Origin of the sequence: Natronobeatus ordinarius (assembly GCF_024362485.1) — an archaeon.
Classification (GTDB): domain Archaea; phylum Halobacteriota; class Halobacteria; order Halobacteriales; family Natrialbaceae; genus Natronobeatus; species Natronobeatus ordinarius.
Genome location: NZ_CP101456.1, coordinates 1 through 17,277 on the forward strand (window position 1 = coordinate 1; position 17,277 = coordinate 17,277).

17 protein-coding genes and 3 pseudogenes are annotated in these 17,277 nt (G+C 57.2%); 13 read left to right on the forward strand and 7 right to left on the reverse strand.

Features of this window, described 5'->3' with window-relative positions; all coding sequences use genetic code 11:
- Nucleotides 1-106: 106 nt before the first annotated feature.
- The 3 genes from NMQ09_RS00005 to NMQ09_RS00015 all read right to left on the reverse strand — a co-directional run bounded on the left by NMQ09_RS00005 (nucleotide 107) and on the right by NMQ09_RS00015 (nucleotide 4,795).
- Nucleotides 107-955 (reverse strand): hypothetical protein, encoded by an 849-nt coding sequence (locus NMQ09_RS00005; protein WP_255192414.1) that lies wholly within the window; start codon nucleotides 953-955, stop codon nucleotides 107-109.
- Nucleotides 956-1,226: 271 nt separating this feature from the next.
- A complete protein-coding gene (locus tag NMQ09_RS00010) occupies nucleotides 1,227-2,690 on the reverse strand; it encodes a flippase (RefSeq protein ID WP_255192415.1) in 1,464 nt (487 codons plus the stop codon).
- 170 nt (nucleotides 2,691-2,860) lie between these two features.
- Nucleotides 2,861-4,795: an asparagine synthase-related protein gene (locus NMQ09_RS00015; RefSeq protein WP_255192416.1), complete on the reverse strand. Its 1,935-nt coding sequence runs from the start codon at nucleotides 4,793-4,795 to the stop codon at nucleotides 2,861-2,863.
- A gap of 109 nt (nucleotides 4,796-4,904) precedes the next feature.
- Between NMQ09_RS00015 and NMQ09_RS00020 the strand changes: the two genes are divergently transcribed.
- On the forward strand, nucleotides 4,905-5,867 hold the full coding sequence (locus NMQ09_RS00020; RefSeq protein ID WP_255192417.1) for an NAD-dependent epimerase/dehydratase family protein: 963 nt from the start codon (nucleotides 4,905-4,907) through the stop codon (nucleotides 5,865-5,867).
- A gap of 337 nt (nucleotides 5,868-6,204) precedes the next feature.
- On the opposite strand, the gene NMQ09_RS00025 is transcribed toward NMQ09_RS00020, so the two are convergent.
- A complete protein-coding gene (locus tag NMQ09_RS00025) occupies nucleotides 6,205-6,468 on the reverse strand; it encodes a MarR family transcriptional regulator (protein WP_255192418.1) in 264 nt (87 codons plus the stop codon).
- A gap of 233 nt (nucleotides 6,469-6,701) precedes the next feature.
- Here NMQ09_RS00025 and NMQ09_RS00030 point away from each other — a divergent pair, with 233 nt between their 5' ends.
- The 4 genes from NMQ09_RS00030 (at nucleotide 6,702) to NMQ09_RS00045 (ending at nucleotide 9,372) form a co-directional block, all read left to right on the forward strand.
- Nucleotides 6,702-7,139, forward strand: a complete 438-nt coding sequence (locus NMQ09_RS00030) for a hypothetical protein (RefSeq protein ID WP_255192419.1) — start codon at nucleotides 6,702-6,704, stop codon at nucleotides 7,137-7,139.
- Nucleotides 7,129-8,235 carry a DUF8008 family protein gene (locus NMQ09_RS00035; RefSeq protein WP_255192420.1) on the forward strand — a complete coding sequence of 369 codons (1,107 nt, stop codon included), beginning with the start codon at nucleotides 7,129-7,131 and terminating at the stop codon, nucleotides 8,233-8,235. Before NMQ09_RS00030 ends, NMQ09_RS00035 begins: the two co-directional genes overlap by 11 nt.
- Nucleotides 8,236-8,627: 392 nt before the next feature.
- Entirely contained in the window at nucleotides 8,628-8,876 is a 249-nt protein-coding gene (locus NMQ09_RS00040; RefSeq protein WP_255192421.1) for a UPF0175 family protein, read from the forward strand.
- Entirely contained in the window at nucleotides 8,863-9,372 is a 510-nt protein-coding gene (locus NMQ09_RS00045) for a PIN domain-containing protein (protein WP_255192422.1), read from the forward strand. Before NMQ09_RS00040 ends, NMQ09_RS00045 begins: the two co-directional genes overlap by 14 nt.
- Here the strand turns inward: NMQ09_RS00045 and NMQ09_RS00050 are convergent.
- The gene (locus NMQ09_RS00050) at nucleotides 9,355-10,611 is read right to left on the reverse strand and encodes an RNA-guided endonuclease InsQ/TnpB family protein (protein WP_255192423.1); all 1,257 of its coding nucleotides are present in this window, start codon (nucleotides 10,609-10,611) and stop codon (nucleotides 9,355-9,357) included. The two genes, NMQ09_RS00045 and NMQ09_RS00050, sit on opposite strands and share 18 nt — an antisense overlap.
- 526 nt (nucleotides 10,612-11,137) lie before the next feature.
- Here NMQ09_RS00050 and NMQ09_RS00055 point away from each other — a divergent pair.
- From NMQ09_RS00055 to NMQ09_RS00070, 4 genes and pseudogenes are all read left to right on the forward strand, one after another.
- Nucleotides 11,138-11,488 (forward strand): MarR family transcriptional regulator, encoded by a 351-nt coding sequence (locus NMQ09_RS00055; RefSeq protein ID WP_255192424.1) that lies wholly within the window; start codon nucleotides 11,138-11,140, stop codon nucleotides 11,486-11,488.
- 213 nt (nucleotides 11,489-11,701) lie between these two features.
- A complete protein-coding gene (mntA, locus tag NMQ09_RS00060) occupies nucleotides 11,702-12,148 on the forward strand; it encodes a type VII toxin-antitoxin system MntA family adenylyltransferase antitoxin (RefSeq protein ID WP_255192425.1) in 447 nt (148 codons plus the stop codon).
- Between the two features lie 173 nt (nucleotides 12,149-12,321).
- A pseudogene (hepT, locus tag NMQ09_RS00065) lies at nucleotides 12,322-12,699 on the forward strand (type VII toxin-antitoxin system HepT family RNase toxin); the annotation flags it as partial.
- 50 nt (nucleotides 12,700-12,749) lie between these two features.
- Nucleotides 12,750-13,112, forward strand: a pseudogene (locus tag NMQ09_RS00070) (UDP binding domain-containing protein); the annotation flags it as partial.
- A 301-nt stretch (nucleotides 13,113-13,413) separates the two neighbouring features.
- On the opposite strand, the gene NMQ09_RS00075 reads toward NMQ09_RS00070, so the two are convergent.
- Nucleotides 13,414-13,926, reverse strand: a complete 513-nt coding sequence (locus NMQ09_RS00075) for a DUF8154 family protein (RefSeq protein WP_255192426.1) — start codon at nucleotides 13,924-13,926, stop codon at nucleotides 13,414-13,416.
- The gene (locus NMQ09_RS00080; RefSeq protein WP_255192427.1) at nucleotides 13,913-14,605 is read right to left on the reverse strand and encodes a MarR family transcriptional regulator; all 693 of its coding nucleotides are present in this window, start codon (nucleotides 14,603-14,605) and stop codon (nucleotides 13,913-13,915) included. Before NMQ09_RS00080 ends, NMQ09_RS00075 begins: the two co-directional genes overlap by 14 nt.
- Nucleotides 14,606-14,665: 60 nt before the next feature.
- Here NMQ09_RS00080 and NMQ09_RS00085 point away from each other — a divergent pair.
- From NMQ09_RS00085 to NMQ09_RS00100, 4 genes and pseudogenes are all read left to right on the forward strand, one after another.
- A pseudogene (locus NMQ09_RS00085) lies at nucleotides 14,666-14,917 on the forward strand (UDP binding domain-containing protein); the annotation flags it as partial.
- Between the two features lie 572 nt (nucleotides 14,918-15,489).
- Entirely contained in the window at nucleotides 15,490-15,867 is a 378-nt protein-coding gene (locus tag NMQ09_RS00090; protein ID WP_255192428.1) for a hypothetical protein, read from the forward strand.
- Nucleotides 15,868-15,960: 93 nt separating this feature from the next.
- The gene (locus tag NMQ09_RS00095) at nucleotides 15,961-16,179 is read left to right on the forward strand and encodes a hypothetical protein (protein WP_255192429.1); all 219 of its coding nucleotides are present in this window, start codon (nucleotides 15,961-15,963) and stop codon (nucleotides 16,177-16,179) included.
- Nucleotides 16,172-17,080 (forward strand): DUF8008 family protein, encoded by a 909-nt coding sequence (locus NMQ09_RS00100; protein WP_255192430.1) that lies wholly within the window; start codon nucleotides 16,172-16,174, stop codon nucleotides 17,078-17,080. Before NMQ09_RS00095 ends, NMQ09_RS00100 begins: the two co-directional genes overlap by 8 nt.
- Nucleotides 17,081-17,277 lie beyond the last annotated feature (197 nt).

A 17,277-nucleotide genomic window follows, 5' to 3' on the forward strand; every position in this document is an offset into this window, starting at 1 on the left:
TATTACGACAAATGTGAACAGATAATCGGTTTTTCCTTGTCGTAGATTCCAGCTAAAAACACGTATAATAACAGAAGCAGCGTTAGAAGAATGGCTAAATATCTAACTATGTGATGTATAGGTGGATTTCAGATTGACTAACTAATAGTGGTTCTAATGGTGACACACCCCTACCTTCTCCGACCCATCTGTTTAAGAACCTATCAAGAGATGTCAAATCCGTTGCGGACGGGCCAGTTATCATTGGAAGAAATACATTATAGAGGAATGTATGTAACCCTAGGAGAACAACTGAAGGGACTATTATAGCGGTCATGAAAAACCCTGTCAACTGGTTCCCTGACTTATTATTTGACCTGTATATTATGTCACTATGCCGAACGAAGAACCAATAGCCAACTAACAAAATCATGGTCATGAAAAGTCTATTGTATGAGATGAAAACTAAAGATACAGAAAGTAATGATATTAAGAGAAGATGCCTGGCTTTGTAGCCACCTTGTCTGGTCACGATTAATAGAATTATGGCAATAGAAAGTAAGAGCATAAATCCATATGCATGTGGCCATAAAGTGAGCTCGCCCGAACCGCTACTCCCAGATATTAGTTGGGCGGAGAGTAATACACTCGACAAAATCATACTATTAGATATCTTATATATAATTGCAAAAAATAGAACTGAATATGGGAATAGATGAATTGGAACGAAGAGTAACCCTACCGCATCTAACCCCAAAATCTCCAAGAAGACTGCACCTGTCGTATAAAAACCAGGGATCTGATCTACGTAGATACTGCTTGTCAACGTACCATCCCGTGCAGTCAAATATGACTGTTCTATATGCTTTGGGGAAAAATCATCTACCTTCAGGCCCTTTAACAAATAGCTGATACTCACTGACGTGAGTGAAATAATTAATGAAATTTTTATCGAAGTTCCCTTCCCAAATTGCATTGAAATTCTATATAGGCTTCAACAAACATATGCCCTCTGATCGCGTTGGCTGCACTGAACCCGGCGATTTTCGGAATCTCACGCTTTGTCAGTACGTTTGACGTTGAAAACGTCGGTCATGAGGATAATTTCGCGGAACTGCGGAACCAGTCGCACTTTTGAATGGTACACCGTACGAGCGCTTGATGGCTGAGTTTCTACAAACGACCGCTTGTTTAGCGTTCATCTTCTGCACGGTGATCCTCATGGTATCATATCTACCGTTAATGTTCTAGGAGAGTGTGTTCACTATCTTTTCCACATCTACTAAACCAAATAAAATGGCTAGCACTCCCCAGACTGCAGCGCCGAACCCTACGACTGCGAATAACGTAATGAAGCCTGTGATATAACCAGCCGTGGAAAACACGACTAACGACATTACTCCGGTCACGGCAATCGCTTGCCCAAGTTGGCGAAGTAGCCATTCTACACGGAGGCCAAGTTCTATGTGCATAATGTAGATATTAAAAAGAGCGTAAATTGAAAACGTTATCACGGTCGTTATTGCGGCACCAATCACCCCCATCATGGGAATCAAAATCAGGTTTAATCCAAGGTTCAAAACGGCAGTTGTCCCCCTTACAATAGCGCGCTCACGAGCACGTCCGAGATAATCTAATCCGTGACTAGTCACCTTCGTTATCGATAACGATACAGCGTAGATCGCAAAGACCTGAACAACTGGAACCGCCCCCGAATAGTCCGTTCCGAAGATGAGTTCAACAGCCGGTTCAGCGACGAGTATTAGACCAGCAGCTGCTGGAAGGTACAGTAGTAGGCCGTTTGAGAGCGCCATCTCGTAAATTCGTGCTGCTCTATCAGCGTTTCCGCTGGCCTTCTGAGAGCCAAAAGTCGGCGAGAGGGTAAATCCCAGCGCACTCATCGGCGTTTCGATAAACTGGACGATTTGTTTTCCGAGTGTATAGTACGCAACGCCAACTGGACCAACGAAAAATCCTACAAGAACCGTGTCGATACGCTGATCAATCACGTGAGAAGACTTCGTGACGGTGAGTGGGGCCGTATACTCCGCAATTCGTCTTCTCAATCCGGGTTCGATTGATGTCGCCTTTGACAGCGAAGTCCCCTTTTTGAAGACGAGGTACAGACTAGCTACTGCCGCTAATACCATGCTGAGAACGTATCCGGTGAGAGCACCGATCGCTTCGTAACCTAATAGTACAATTACAACAACCAATAATAACCGTGAGCCGCTCTTTATTGCGGTAACAGCTGACGACTGTTTAATCTCTTCGAAGCCTTGGAGGGTGAGTTGACCGAATGCGAAGAGAGAACTAAATGCTATGAACGCACTCCCTATGAGAAGGAATGGGACTAGGTCAGGCTCTCCAAGAAGTGCTGCAATTGAGTGATGAGTGAGAAGTAACCCAATTACAACCACTATGATAGTCGTGAGGTTAAGGAGAAACGAGAACCGAAGGATGTGTGGGATTTGCCCAGGATCAGACTCCTTGTATTCCGCGATATAACGGCCAGCAGATCTATGGACCCCAGATTCTGTTATTAATTGTGCGATGCCGAATATCGACATAGATAAAAATAACAAACCGTACCCATTCGGGGTAAGCATCCGAGTGAGAAAAACAGTCAAGATCCCACCAGTAAGGACAGTAACAATCTGTGCTCCGAACGCCGCTTTAAACCGGTTGCCTAGCTTTGATGCTAAACTCATGACATTTGGGATATTATAGGTGGTTGTCCACAAATTCGAAACATATGTTGGTGTTTTGTTTAGAAATTGCACATCGGCCGCTCAGAGTCGATTCTTCCAACATCCCCCTCCAGTTACTCGAAAACCATTTTGTAGCGTCTTCTTGACAGAGGCATCGAAAAACTTGCACATCATTGATTGACTATCTCTGAATGGTTGGAACAGTTTAAATTGTCATCTGACGAATTCGAATTCAGCAATGATTGGGTCACTGGGATCGACGTGAACGAAACGAGAGCATACAGATCAGCAAATTTATCGTCTCCATTAATATGTCGATCATAAGCGTTCCAGGCGCCCTTCGCATCAATCCATTCGACTATATCTATCATGCTTTCGTGAGTGTTCAAAGTGGTTTCGACGAAATCACGGTGCCTGATGAGTTCGCTTTGATTCGTCCAAGAACCGTGCGTGTAGTATGGTTTCGGTTTGTTATCGCTCGTAAATTGATCCGCGGCCCAGTTCACGCACATGGCAAGGTATTGAAGAGCGAACGAACGTTTGATGTCAATATTCGTTCCTGCGTGAGCCAGATTGGCAAGATTCACATCAATTTTCTCAACAGACGCATTGATCACGTTCTTTCGAAGTCGATACTTGATCGGTAGTTGAGTCATTAACTCTATGAGACGAACGTCGAAAAACGGATTTCGGAACGGTGCCATTTGTTTCATTACATCGAAGAACAGATGAGTCGCCGGATTTGTGATCGGATAGCATTCACTAAACAGGGCGGCGTCACGAGGGGAACTATAGGTCACTCCGTGGTGGTCAACGAATCCCTCAGTCTCTGTGATGTTATCCTTGAGAATCGTTTTCAGGTTTGTGTTCAGTTGCAGATATTCGGGCAACGATCCACTAGCCTTCCGGTTGTGGAATTTTGTTCCAAGATACATCTCGATGAGGTCGCCAACTGTTTCCACTGGCTGCTCTATATACAGTGGAAGCTCCACATCCAGACCTGGTATCGGGACACCTTTGTATGGTAGATAACTGCGTTTAAACAAAGTGTCGGCGTAATGCCCATTCATCAAAACGTCGCATTCGTTTCTCAGCACGTCTGCGAAGCCGCTGGCGTGGCCCTGATCGTACCAGCTGATGTAGTTCGAGATTTGCGAGTTGAACTCGAGTGATCGTTCGTGGTAGTCCTCGTCTCGCTCGAGATAGACGAACTCGTTCCCCGATATTGCTGCGACCTGGCGAGCGACTTCCATCTCGCGGTTTTCCCAGTCGTTGATGTGATACCCAGTAACTCCCTCATCTTGCAACGCACCCATGATCAACCGGGAGTCACTTCCACCACTGAGCAGCACCCCAGTCTCCTTAGCGGAATCGTATCGCTCGGCCACCGCCGACTGAAAGAGTTCGACGAATCGATCGACGAAATAGTCGAACGACTGGTCGAGCGGCTCGTGAACGGGCCGCCATTGTACATCGACGCTGACTGATCGATCGTCGAGATCGATTTCCGTGAACGCTCCTGGGTGTCCCCTCTCGACACCATCGATCGGTGTCTTCAGCCCGAGCGACCGTTCGAAGGCGAAATACTCCGCAACATAATCTAAATCGAACGAAAGTTCCCCTTCCAGTAGTGAACAGATCGCCTGGATTTGGGTCGAAAAGACGAGTCCGTCGTCGACGAGCGTATAGTGGATCGGACGTGAACCAAGTCGATCGGTAAAGAACTGAATCGAGTCAGAATCCTGGTCGTAGAGCACACCAACGAAACTCCCGTTGAGGCCGACGATGAACGTTCGACCATGCTCTTCGTATAGCCGGGCACAGTACTCGGCCCGAGTGAGATCAGCGGCCCCCTCACGTTTCGAGGTGTACGTCCCGGCGTCGTCGTAGTACCCGTACACCTCTCCCCAGACCCAGAGGAGTTCCCCCGTCGATTCGACTTCTACGGGCTGTGGCTCAGCGTTGGCAGCATGGGATACAGCTGTGACAAACGCGACCTCGTCGCTGTGTTCGGTAGACGCTTCATCACCGAAGAAACAGAGCTCGCCAGTAAGCGCTGAAACATCTTGGTCGACATCTCCCACTACGCCCGCGAGGCCTACCATACCGGTGTACTGTCACTACTCCTCAAATATTCGTCGGTTGTGAGCGGCCGTGTCGGCTGACTCTCTTCGTCCGGTGAATTCATTTAGGAGACGTTAGAAATACCAGCTAATGACTTCCTATCTCGTCACTGGCGTCGCCGGCTTCATCGGCTCGAGTCTCGCTCGCCACCTCCTCGAGCGAGACCACACCGTCTACGGCCTCGACAACCTCGAGACGGGCCTCGAGTCGAACCTCGAGGACCTCACCGGGAACTCCAACTTCGAGTTCATAAACGGCGACCTCCGAAACGAAGACGACGTCCGAGGCGCAGTCGCCGACGCGAGGTACGTCCTCCACCAGGGGGCCGTCCCGTCGGTTCCGCGAAGCGTCGAGGACCCCGTCCTCTCCACCGAAGCCAACTGCACGGGCACAGCCAACCTCATCAGCGCCGCCCACGAGGCCGACGTCGAGAAGATCGTCGTCGCCTCCTCGTCGTCCGTCTACGGCCCCACGGAGGTCTCCCCGAAACGCGAGGATCTCCCAGCGAACCCGGTCTCGCCGTACGCGCTCACGAAGTACTTCACCGAACGGCTCGCCGTCCAGGCCAGCGAGTTCTACGACCTCGACTCCGTCGCCCTGCGCTACTTCAACGTCTTCGGCCCCCACCAGAACCCCGAAGGAGACTACGCCGCAGTGATCCCGAAGTTCATCAACCTGATGCTCGAGGGCGAACAGCCGGTGATCTACGGCGACGGGACCCAGTCGCGAGACTTCACCTACATCGACAACGTGATTCAGGCGAACCTCAACGCAATAGAGTCCGACGCGACGGGTGTTGCCCTCAACGCCGGCTGTGGCGACAGTTTCACGATCAACACGCTCGTCGACGAGCTCAACGGCATCCTCGGAACGGAGATCGAGCCGATCTACGATGATCCCCGCCCTGGTGACGTCCCCCACTCGAAAGCGGACATCTCGAAGGCACGTGACCTGATCGACTACGAGCCGGCGGTGAGCTTCCGCGAGGGACTCGAGCGCACCGTCGAACACTTCGCGGACGACCAGACTATCCTCGAGCACGCCGACGACTAACGCACACACGCGACTCGTTCGAGGACCTAACAGGGAGATCGAAGGCCACGTACAGGGACGGCCTTCGCCGCTTTTTCATCGAATAATCGATTCAAGAGCCGTCCGGCCCGTCCACTCACAATTGCCGCCTGTCCAACACTCCGGGTGGGATCGAAAGGGGCGGCGCGCTCGAGGTGCGAGACGAAGTCCTCGCGAGCGGAGCGAGCGAGGGATCAGCGAGGCCGAAGGCCTCGCAGAGTAAGCACTGGAGCGAACGGAGTGAGCGAAGCGCGCAGCGAGTCGCAGCCCTCGAGCGCGTCGGGGCTTTCTGGGTAGTATTCGCTCGAGCGATTCCCGATTAGTCTTCGTCTCGCTCGAGTTCGCTGACGTCGAGTTCGCCCTCGAGGTACGTCTGGCCCTTCTCGGTCAACTGATACAGGCCAGTGTCGACGGATTCTAACAGCCCTGCATCCGTAAGTGCACTACACCGTCTGCTCACGTACTGACGATCGTACTCGATATTCACCGCGAGCACTTTTGGCGAGACTAAGATCGGGTGCTCGTCGAAAAAGAGCATAATCTCGTAGTCGACAGGAGCCATCCAGGGAACCCGCTCTACCATCTGTTAGTGAGTTCCCGCCAGCGGTACAGAAAAGTCAGCACTATCTGTCCAAAGTCTGTATACGAACGTTGTTTTTCTCAGTCAACGTTCGTTGTTAAGACTTATGTCAATGGAGTGTATGTTCTTCAGTACGGAAGCTATACGTGGCTCTCTAAAGCGCTGAGCCACAGAATAGCGGACTGGTGTTTGCCCCACCAGCCCGCGAGTAGCTCCCGTAACCAGCCTACGGAAGCATGCCAAACGACGATTCACGGGAACCTAAATCTCCCGACCGAACGCGCGAACCGACGACGAAGACAGAGAACGCAGGCGGACTCACCGACGCAGCCCGCCTCGAGGCCATCGACCGACTCGCGGCGGCCCTACTCGAGCGGACCCAGAGTGGCGACGAAGACCGGCCCGAGTTCACGCGCCATTGCCGTGAGATTCGGGCCGAAGTCGAGTGTGCACGGCGGGCGCTGTCCGACGCCGATGGGATGGTGCGGGCTCGAGGCGTCGCGACGACGTCGTGTCTCGGCCCGCATCCGGGGACGGTCGTCCGCGGGGGCGAGTGCGGAGGGACAGAGAAGAGAAGGGGTGTGCGTGGCGACGAACTCGACGGAGAAGGTGACGACGAGCCCGACGGGGAGCGTGACGACGAACCCGACGGAGAGGGTACCGATGAGAACTGACGGCTCGAGTGTCGACGACGCCGGCGAGTCGATCACCCAGGCCAAGCGCCACGAGTCGATCACCCAGGCCAAGCGCCACGAGTCGATCACCCAGGCCCAGCGCCACGAGGGGCGCGCGACCCTCGAGCACCGTCTCGACGCCCTCGAGACCCAGGTCGAGGGGCTCGAGGAGGAACTCGAGCGGAAAGACGACCGAATCGAGAGCCTCGAGGCCGATCGAGCGCGCCTCACCGAGCGGGTGCGGACGCTCGAGGCGTCGGTGAGCGACCTCGAGTCCACCACCACCGATCTCGAGTCCACCACCGCGAACCTGGAAGACACGACCACGAGCCTCGAGGACAAAACCACCGATCTCGAGGACAAAACCACCGATCTCGAGGACAAAACCACCAACCTCGAGCGCCTGACCGAGGCGACCCGCCGGAAGACCAACGCGACGAAGGCCCGGCTGACGGAGCTCCAGGCGCGCGAGCTCGAGAAGGGGGCGCACCTGCTCGAGACGAACGTCGACGCCCACGAAGTCGACGTCCCCGACGGTCGCCTCGAGCGCATCACGAAGGCCGACGGCCGACGGTATTACCGGCTGCCCGAACGCGACGATCCGCTCGCCCGCGGGGGCGACGTAACCTGCGCATATGCAGAACTCCTGCCGATCCAGCAGCTGGCGCGGATGGACGAGACGATGCTGCGGTCGACGGCGAACGCGCTGCCGACGCGGCTCGCCGCGAAGCTCTGGCGAGCACGGACGGATCCGACGGTCGGCGACGATCCCTGGACCGACGGCTGCAAGGGCGTCGCCGCCTCGGTGAAAGCGAGCGATCTCAAACACTGGATCCGCAGACAGGAGCCGGGGACGAGCGACGCCTACGCCAAGAAGCTCGTCTCGAGGACGATCGACGCGATCCTCGAGCTCTCGAGGAATCGCCTCGCGGTTCGCAAGCGAACCGAGCGAAAGAACGGCCTCGAGTACACCGAACGCCGGCTCGTCCTCCCGGCGGACGCCGAGATTCCGAGTGAGACAGCAACCACGACCGTGGAGAACACAAGAGCGTCCGGAGACAGCTGGCGTCCGCGGCTGACCAGGGACAGCGACTAGAACCCCACCCTCGAGAGCGGATCACCAGCTCCACAAACCACCCTCAGCACACACGACCGCGGTTGGGTGGCGGGTCGGCTAGGCGTGGGTCTCTCGCTCGAGTGGTCGTCGGTGGTCATCATGACGGACAGGGTTCGAACGGGGCTCCGAAGACGACGGCTGTCTCCGGAAGTCCTCGAGGTAGGTCGCTGCTCGAGCGACCCGTTCGACCACCGGCGTCGCCAGCGATCGCCTCGCCGTGCTGGGTGGGTCGCTGTAGATACCAGCCGTCCCAGCAGTCGATCCGTCCACGAACGAATCCCAGTCGCGCCAGACAGTGTCGGTGGCTACTGGCCCACCATCGCGCCATTTCTGACCCAAGGGCTTTGTAGGAGAGCGGACAACAGTAGCGTATGCGGACGATCGACGTTCCACCGGACGTATACGACGCTTTGAACGTCCCGGAAGATCAGCGCGAGGACGTCATCCGGCGGGAACTGGCGGTGTCGCTGTACCGAGAAGGGATCCTCTCGTTCGGAAAGGCGCGCGAACTCGCCGGGCTGTCACGGCGGGAGTTCCACCGCCTGCTCGGCGACCGCGAGGTCGATCGTCACTACACCGACGAGGAGCTCGCAGACGACCTCGAGTATGCCCGACGGTGAACTGGTCGTCTCCGATACGTCACCGTTGCTCAACCTCGCGTTGATCGACCGGCTCGATCTTCTTCGCGACCAGTTCACGACCGTCGTCGTCCCAGAGCAGGTCTGGAGCGAACTGCTGGCTGGTGAGGACGGTGTCGAGGCACTTCGTACCGTCCACGACGAGGGAGTCATCGAAATCGTTTCGGTCGAAGAAACCCCGCTGGGTGCGGAGTTCCGACGGACGCTCGATACTGGCGAAGCGGCAGCGTTGGCGTATGCTATCGAGGCAGATGCAGATCTCGTCCTGCTCGATGAGAGAGAAGCGCGGCAAACGGCCCGTCGGCACGGTCTCTCGATGACGGGCGTCCTCGGGATTCTGTTGCGTGGGAACCGGGAGGGAACGGTTTCGCTACGCGCTGAACTCGATCGACTCCGTACGGCTGGATTCTGGATCGCCGACGACCTCTACGAGAAGGTGCTCGAGCAGGCGAACGCCGAGTCATCGACCCACGACTGAAGTCGTGGGCTTGTCCGTGGACTCCCGGTCTGCCTCCGAATCGGAGTAGGCAGTGTAATCGCCGTTCCCGTTCAGCGTCCCGGACTTGAGGGCGAGATGACCGTCGCCCAACCCAGAGGGACGTTTGCCCTCTGGTAAAGTTAACAGTTTAAGACCGATGTTCTTCGCCGCGTTATAGTCGCCGTCAACCGAATACCCACACTCGTTGCACTCGAACCAACCCGTCTCCGAATCACGGTTCGTACTCGACTGATGCCCGCACTTCGAACACGTCTGCGACGTAAACGCAGGTGGTATTTGCTCGACGCGGATGCCGTACTCTGCGGCCTTCCATTCGAGCATCTCTTGGAGTTCGCGAAACGCCCAGTTGTGCATCTGGCGCTTCACTCGATCGTTCCTGTTGTCCATCTGCTCGCGGATGTGGGTCAAGCGTTCGACGGCGATGTACGAACAATCGTGGGCGTCGGCTTCCTCCACGATGCGTCGAGAAATCGTATGCAGGCGGTTCAGCACGAAGCGGGTTTCTCGCCCCGACAGTCGCCGGAGTACCTGCTTGGCGGAGCGAGTGCCTTTGTGCTGAAGGCTACGACGTACGCGGAAGTAGTGGTTCTGTCCCCACAACAGTTCGCCACCGTCGTAGAACGACCCCGTGCTGGTCACGGCCACGTTCTTGACGTTCAAGTCCACGCCCAGTACCTTATCACCGTCGCGTTCTTCGACCTCCTTTTTGATGACGATGTGGAGGTAGAACGCGTCCTCGTCCTCGCGGTAGTGGAGCGTCCCCATCCGTTTCTCGTAGTCGTCATCATCGAGGTAGGACTTCTGGTAGTCCCCGAGAACGTAGTCCACGGCGACTCTGCCGTTGATGGTCGAGAGGGTGGCCGACCTGTCCTTGATGGTCAACGTCCGTTTGTCGTAGACTGCAGACGGCTCGTTGAATCGGGGTAGTGGTCGGCTGTTGCCCTTCTTCCAGTCAGCGACGGTGCTTTTCATCGCTTCGACGGCTTTCGAGTAGGCACGGACACAGAGGTTTGCGGGGAGGTCTGTCTCGTCTCGCAAGTCGTGGTACACCTTGTCGTGTATCGTGGACTTGTTGAGGATGAGGTAGCCGTCGTCGTTCCTGCCGTGTCGGACGGTGTAGTTGCAGGCGTGGTTGAACTGGTCGATGGTCTGATGAAGGTCTTCTTCTCGGTCTTCTGGAACCGAGAGTTTGACCGGAATGGTTCTTTTGACCTCCATCTGTAACCTCACATATGAGGTATAGCTTTATAAGTTCTATGACAGGCGTGGGGGAGTCGGACGGTTATCGCTCGTGGTTTGTGTCGTCCCTTGTCGGCTTCCTCCCACGACTGAAGTCGTGGGCTTCCGCCTCGAGTACGTGTGACAGTCAGGAACCGTCTCTGAGCCGTGATCGGTGTAGCTGGCCGCGCTGGTCGCTGGGACTCGCCGCCGTGATTGGCTGACTGGGTTGACGGCGACTGGACGTGCCACATACCCCGGCAGGCAAGTGACCTACTCGCAACTGCGCTCGAGACGGCCGTCGACTCGAGGACTCACCGGCCCCCTGGTGGGCAACGGTCGTCCCGGTGGTGGCTCCGGCCGACCGGTGACGAGAGATGAGCCGCCTCGAGAACGAAGTCCGTCGAAGAACCGGGTAGCGTCGAGTACGAACACGGGAATCCGGGGCTGGTCCCAGAATGGGCGGCGCCCGAATGACATCGGTGACAGACTAACAGTTATGACATCAGAGATAGTAGTGACAGCCATGCCGATCGACATCGAGACGTTCGACGAGGCGTCCGAGGACGACCTCGAGAGGCCGACGAACGGGAAGCGGGTCGTGCAATTTCTCGTCGAGAACGACGAGCAGGCGTTTACGCCCGCAGAAATCGCCGATCGGACCGACGTCAAGCGGAGTTCCATCGGGACCGTACTCAGGAGACTCGAGGAACGGGGGCTCGTTCGTCACAAGGGGGCGTACTGGGCAGCCGGCGACGAGGACGCGATTCGGGACGCCTACGAGTTTCACCGATTGCTCGAGGACGCCGACGATCGATTCGGCGAGGAAGACCTCGACGAGTGGCGTGAGTACGCTGCCGGGAGTCCGGACGAGTAAGTTACGAGCGAGGAGACGTCGTCATCGCTACGGATCCGTTCAAAGACGAACTCGCTGACCGCGGGAGCAGTCGGAACGTCAGGTTTCTGGATGCTGCTGACCGGGAACGTGAACTCGACGCGTTCGATGGCTGAGGGAGGACGACGACCGTCGACAGTGACGACTGGACGATCGGAGCCAACAGATAAGTCGAACCGGGACGATAGCTACCGCATGGCCGACGAGGGACCGACTGCATCGAACGTCCAGTCTGAGGCGATCGATTTCGAGGGGATTCGATCGGTGCTCGCTGACAACGACGTTCAGTACGCCGTCGTATTCGGATCGGTTGCTCGAGGCGAAGACACGGCGACCTCGGATATTGACCTCTGTCTCCGGTTCTCCGATGACCTTTCCCCGCGAGAACGGTTCGATCGACGGAACCGGATCGATTCGGTCGTCCAGCGATACACAACGCAGTTCGTTGACGTAAGTGACGTGGAGGCACTCCCCGACGACGTTGCCTTGAACGCGCTCCGTGAGGGGGTCGTGATCTATGGCAACGAGACGATGAAAGCGACGGATGAACAGCGCCTAACGGACCGCGTGAGGAGCTCGAAAGACGAACACACCCGGGAGCGTCGTGAGTTCATCGATCGACTCGCTGAAGGAAACGTCTGATCCGGATGGTCGAGGAAGATATCGTCGTCGATCGCCTCGAGCACATCAATCAGTACACTATAGTAACCGTTGAAAGTCATTGCACACCCGGTCACGACCATCGGCGGTCAGCCTCGTCGACAAGGTCGAGGCTGACCGCTCGGCTGTGACCGGGTGTAAATCGTTTCAACGAGTACTATAACGAACTCAAACAGATGCGACGGCTCTCCAAAGCGGAGTATCTCGAGGATGTCGTTCACCAGCGTGCAGTCGAACGATCACTGATGAACGCGATCCAGTCCTGTATCGATCTGGCGGCACACATCCGAGCAGCTGAGGATCTCGGGACTACAGCGACGTCGCGAGAAGAGATCGAAGCCCTCGTCGACGCTGGCATCGTGACGCCTGAGACGGGAACGAAGCTGGCAGATGCGGTCGGGCTTCGAAATCTTCTCGCACATCGGTATGGTGACGTCGATCACGACCTCATCTACGACGTTCTCGAGAGTGATCTGCAGTGGTTTGACCGATTTCAGCAGGAGGTCGCAACGTGGTTTCGAGAGGAGCGGTAGCGCCACATGAAACACCGGTCTGGTTGAGCGATCGTGTCACGCACGAGTCTCACGTCGCCCTCGAGGGGGCACGCATCGCGGTGCTCGGCCTCGCGTCCAAACCCCGGACCGACGACATTCGAAACTCGCGGGCGATCCCGGTGATCGAGGGGCTTCAGGCCCGTGGCGCCGACGTCGTCGCCTACGACCCCGTGGCGAACGACCCCATGCAGGAACGCTTCCCCGCCCTCGAGTACGCCACCTCGGCGGCCGGCGCGCTCGAGGGCGCCGACGGCGCCGTCGTCGTCACCGACTGGGATGAGTTCGCGACGCTCGATGCGGAGTTCGACGCGATGAACACGACGGTCGTCGTCGACGGCCGCCGGATCGTCCAACGCCGAGATGAACTCACGTACGAGGGGCTGACCTGGTAACTCACTCGAGGCGGCCGTGACGCGCTCGGAATCGACTCGAGCGGACCGACCGAGTTTTTTGCGGAGCCAGAATCGTTACTCGAGAGCATCGAGGACGCGATTGCCTGGGCCCGGTTCGAGTAGTCTTCGATACGTACGTCATCGTTTCGGCGCTCGGGTTCGGCGGTCGTCCACTCGAGGCACTGCTTCGGCCGTCCGACGAAGGTGTCCAGCTACTCGTCTCCGACGATATTGTTCAGAACTAGTTAAGACACCGTAGAGACGAACACTCCTCGAGTTCGGAGGCCAGGGTTCCGCTCGGTCAACGATCGCAGTTGCAGACGCCGCCTTCGCGGACCTGGTTGGTCACGTGCCGGTGGATTTCGCGAGGCAACCGGTGCATGGTTTCGGCCTGCCGCTTCGTTGGATGGCGCCCACCGTAGTAGCTGTCCGTCCGATTGTCGCCGTACAGGGCTTTGAGCTCGCGCGCCAGTTCCCGGGTGAAGAGGCCAAACCGTGTCGCCCGGTCGTAGCAACGCTCGTGCGAGTCCGTCTGGAAATCGCGCAACTCGTCGCCACCCTCTGCGATGGCGAACGCCTCCAGTGATCGCTCGATGGTGCCGAAGCACAGCTCGACGACGGCAGTGTAGTAGCCATCGTCCTCGAGCTCGTCGGCGACGGCGAGGAGCCGACACCCTTTGGTGAGTTGCGTCTTCCAGTCGGCGTCCGTGTTGAGCTCCGGTTCTCGTGTCGGAATGCCATGACCCTCCTCGTTGAAGGCGTCGACGGCCGCATCGACCGCCTCCCTGATGGCGTTCGGGTCACTCACCGGCATCACCGTGTAAAATCATTCCACGGACGGTGTCGAACTCCTCCGTTCGATGGACGGCGATGCCGTCGCGGAGGATTTCTCGAAGCTCGTCTGCGTAGTTTGGAACGGCTTGCAGGCCCTCGACGTCGATCTCGAAGGCATAACGGTCGCCGTCGAACGCGTCTTCTTCGAGAGATTGCCTGACGCGGTTCGCCCGCCGCTGGTTGCCCATCCTGTCCTCGCGCACTAACGCCCAGAGGTCGACGTCGCTACGGCGGTCGGCCTCACCGCGAGCAACGCTTCCATAGAGGACGATGCCGAGAACACCGTCGAGTTCGTCCAGCAACGCCTCCGTCGCTGCCTTCACCGGGGCGTGGAACGCCGACTGCGGGATTTCGAGGTAGGGGTCGTCCGGCAGGATCAACCGGTCGCGGTTGATCTGTACGAGGCGACGCGTTCCGTCGCGTTCCTCGACGACGAGTCCATTGTTGGAGAGGACGTCGACCGTCTTGGTGATCGTCGGCCGCGTGTAATCGACCGCCTTGGCGAGGTCCGTCATCGAAAACGATTCGTCGCGGTGGCGCGTTAAAAAGAGAAGGACGTCGTCCGTGGCCCCACCCCTGAACAACCGGTCGTCCCAAAGGGGTATATCGACCGTTATCTGTGTCCTATCGTCTGAGTTACTGTTCGACTTCGTTTTCATTGTAAAGATAGCCTTTCCATAGATACTTGAACCTTATTATTGAAATGGTACTTGGTTTAACAAGGTTCCGACGTCGTCGCTCACGATCCGGTCGCGAGTGATGCGATGGCCGAGCGGTTCCCCGACCTCGAGTACGCCGATTCGGCCGCAGAGGCACTCGAGGGGGCCGACGGCGTCCTCGTCGTCACCGACTGGGCCGAGTTCGCCGACCTGGACGAGGAGTTTCACTCGATGAATACGAAGTTCGTCGTTGTCGGTCGACGGATCGTCGACCGCCGGGACGGCATGACCTACGAGGGACTGACCGGGTGACACCCGCCCTCGGACGGGTTGACGCTTACGGTTACTTGATGGTGTTATACTCCAATCGGCCTGTGAACTCGAGCACGAGAAATTTCACCAGTCGAGAAAAATCACCCACTACGAATGTTCGGGTCCCCACTCACTCTCCATGTGAGCTTTCTTCTCGGGGATCACTAACGAATTCGTACAGTCCACGAGAAGGGCGATGGATCCAACCCGCATCGTGCAAACTTCTGAGACAAAATTCCACGTTGCTCTTCGAGAGACCAGTCTCATCTATTAGCCAGCGAGGGTTTGCACGGCCCCATGGCTCACCACTATTTCGACCTTTTTTCAGTGCGCTTAGCACTTTCTCATCATTGTCGGTAGGCGAGTACCGATCATTCACCATGTCTTGTTCAAGTGTAATCATGGATGCCCTATAGTACAATATCATATGCAATATACTTTGCCAAGCAATAGCCTATTCACTATGCAATACAAAGTACTAAGTCGGTCAGGAAATTACTATCTATAGGTACGGGACGTCCCAAAAGTGGCCGACGCGCGCCAACGCGTTCGACCGTGCCCTGAACAAGGCAATGTCATCTACGACGACCACACACGAAACGATTTCGGATGCACCACAAGCAAACATCGTCCTCGAGCGATCGGGGAGTTACTACGGCTACCTCGGCGAAGACGGCGAGGGCTACCACCATCACGTCGACGAGGCCACGAACACGATCTACGTGACGGAGAACCGCGCTGAGCGCTTTCTTCCCGAGGGCGCAGGCTTGTACTGGTTTCGCGTCCGTGGCGACGTCGATCACGTCGAAGACCTCGAGCAACACACCAACCGCGACCGTACCCACTGGATCGCGTACGTCGAGTCGGTCAGAGGCTGGCGAGAGCGCCCGCGTGACCTCCAGGCACTCCTCACCACGGCACTCAAGGGGGCGTTCGCCGATGAGCAATAGCGACCACACCACGGTCACCATCGAACTCGAGCACCCGATCACGCCTGGTGACCTCGAGCGGGCGTACTGTGAACTCCTCGAGCAGGTGGGACGATGAGCCGCGGATTCGAACTGCAGTGGACGCCCAGACACGGCGCGACACGAAAGCTCGTCTTCGAGCCCCAACCCGACGGCGAGTATCCGTGGGCTCGCCTCGAGTTCGAACGCCGTGACACTCGGTGGCGTCAGGTCGGCGTCGAATATCTCACGGAGATCACGGTCACCCCAGATCCGACTCGAGCGCTCCGAGACGGAGGTGAGGACGATGAGTAGCCACACAGAACCTGAGGACCTCGAGGACCTCCTCGAGGCGGTTACCCACCTCCGGAAACAAAACGAGCGACTCCTCGAGCGCGTCGACGACCTCGAGTGTGACCTCGAAGAGACCGAGCACAACCTCGAGACACTCGAGAGCGAACACGAGACGCTGCAGCAAACCAACGACCACCTTCGCGACCGCCTCGAAGCGTGTGAGCGAGATCTCACGCGAGTCGATGCGCTCACGGATGCGGCACGCAAGCGATCGGGCGTGAACAAACAGCGGATCGAAGAGCTCCAGGCGCGCGAACTCGAGAAAGGAGCCCATCTCCGCGAGCCGAACGTCGACGCACACGAGATCGACGTCGACGGCGGTCGCCTCGAGCAACTCACCAAAGCCGACGGCCACACCTATTACCGGCTGCCCGAGCAGGCCGACCCACTCGAGCGTGGGGGGACCGTCACACTCGCCCATAGTGACTTACTCCCGATTCAGCAGCTCGCCCGGATGGACGAGGAGATGCTTCGTTCGACGTCCAACTCACTGCCGACGCGACTCGCTGCGAAGCTCTGGCGAGCACGGACGGATCCGAGTATCGGCGACAACCCGTGGGAACGGGGATGTAAGGATATCGCAGAATTCGTCAAGGCAAGCGATCTCAAACACTGGATCCGCAGACAGGAGCCGGGGACGAGCGAGACCTACGCGAAGAAACTCGTCTCGCGGACGATCGACGCCATGCTCGAGCTCTCGACGAACCGGCTGGCCGTGCGCAAACGTCGGGAACGAAAGAACGGCCTCGAGTGCACCGAACGCCGACTGATCCTCCCCGCGGACGTCGATATTCCGGGTGAGACAGCAACCACGACCGCGGAGAACACAACGCGTCCGGAGACAGCTGGCGTCCGCGGCTAACCATGGACAGCGACTAGAACCCCACCCTCGAGAGAGGACCATCATCTCCAACGGACACCCCCGTTACACACGACCGCGGTTGGTTGGTGGGTCGGCTATAGTAGCCACTGAAAGTCAGTGCACACCTGCTCGCGACTCAGCGGCCAGTACTGGCGAGATTCCGTCAGTACTGGCCGCTCTGCTGCGAGCAGTGTGTA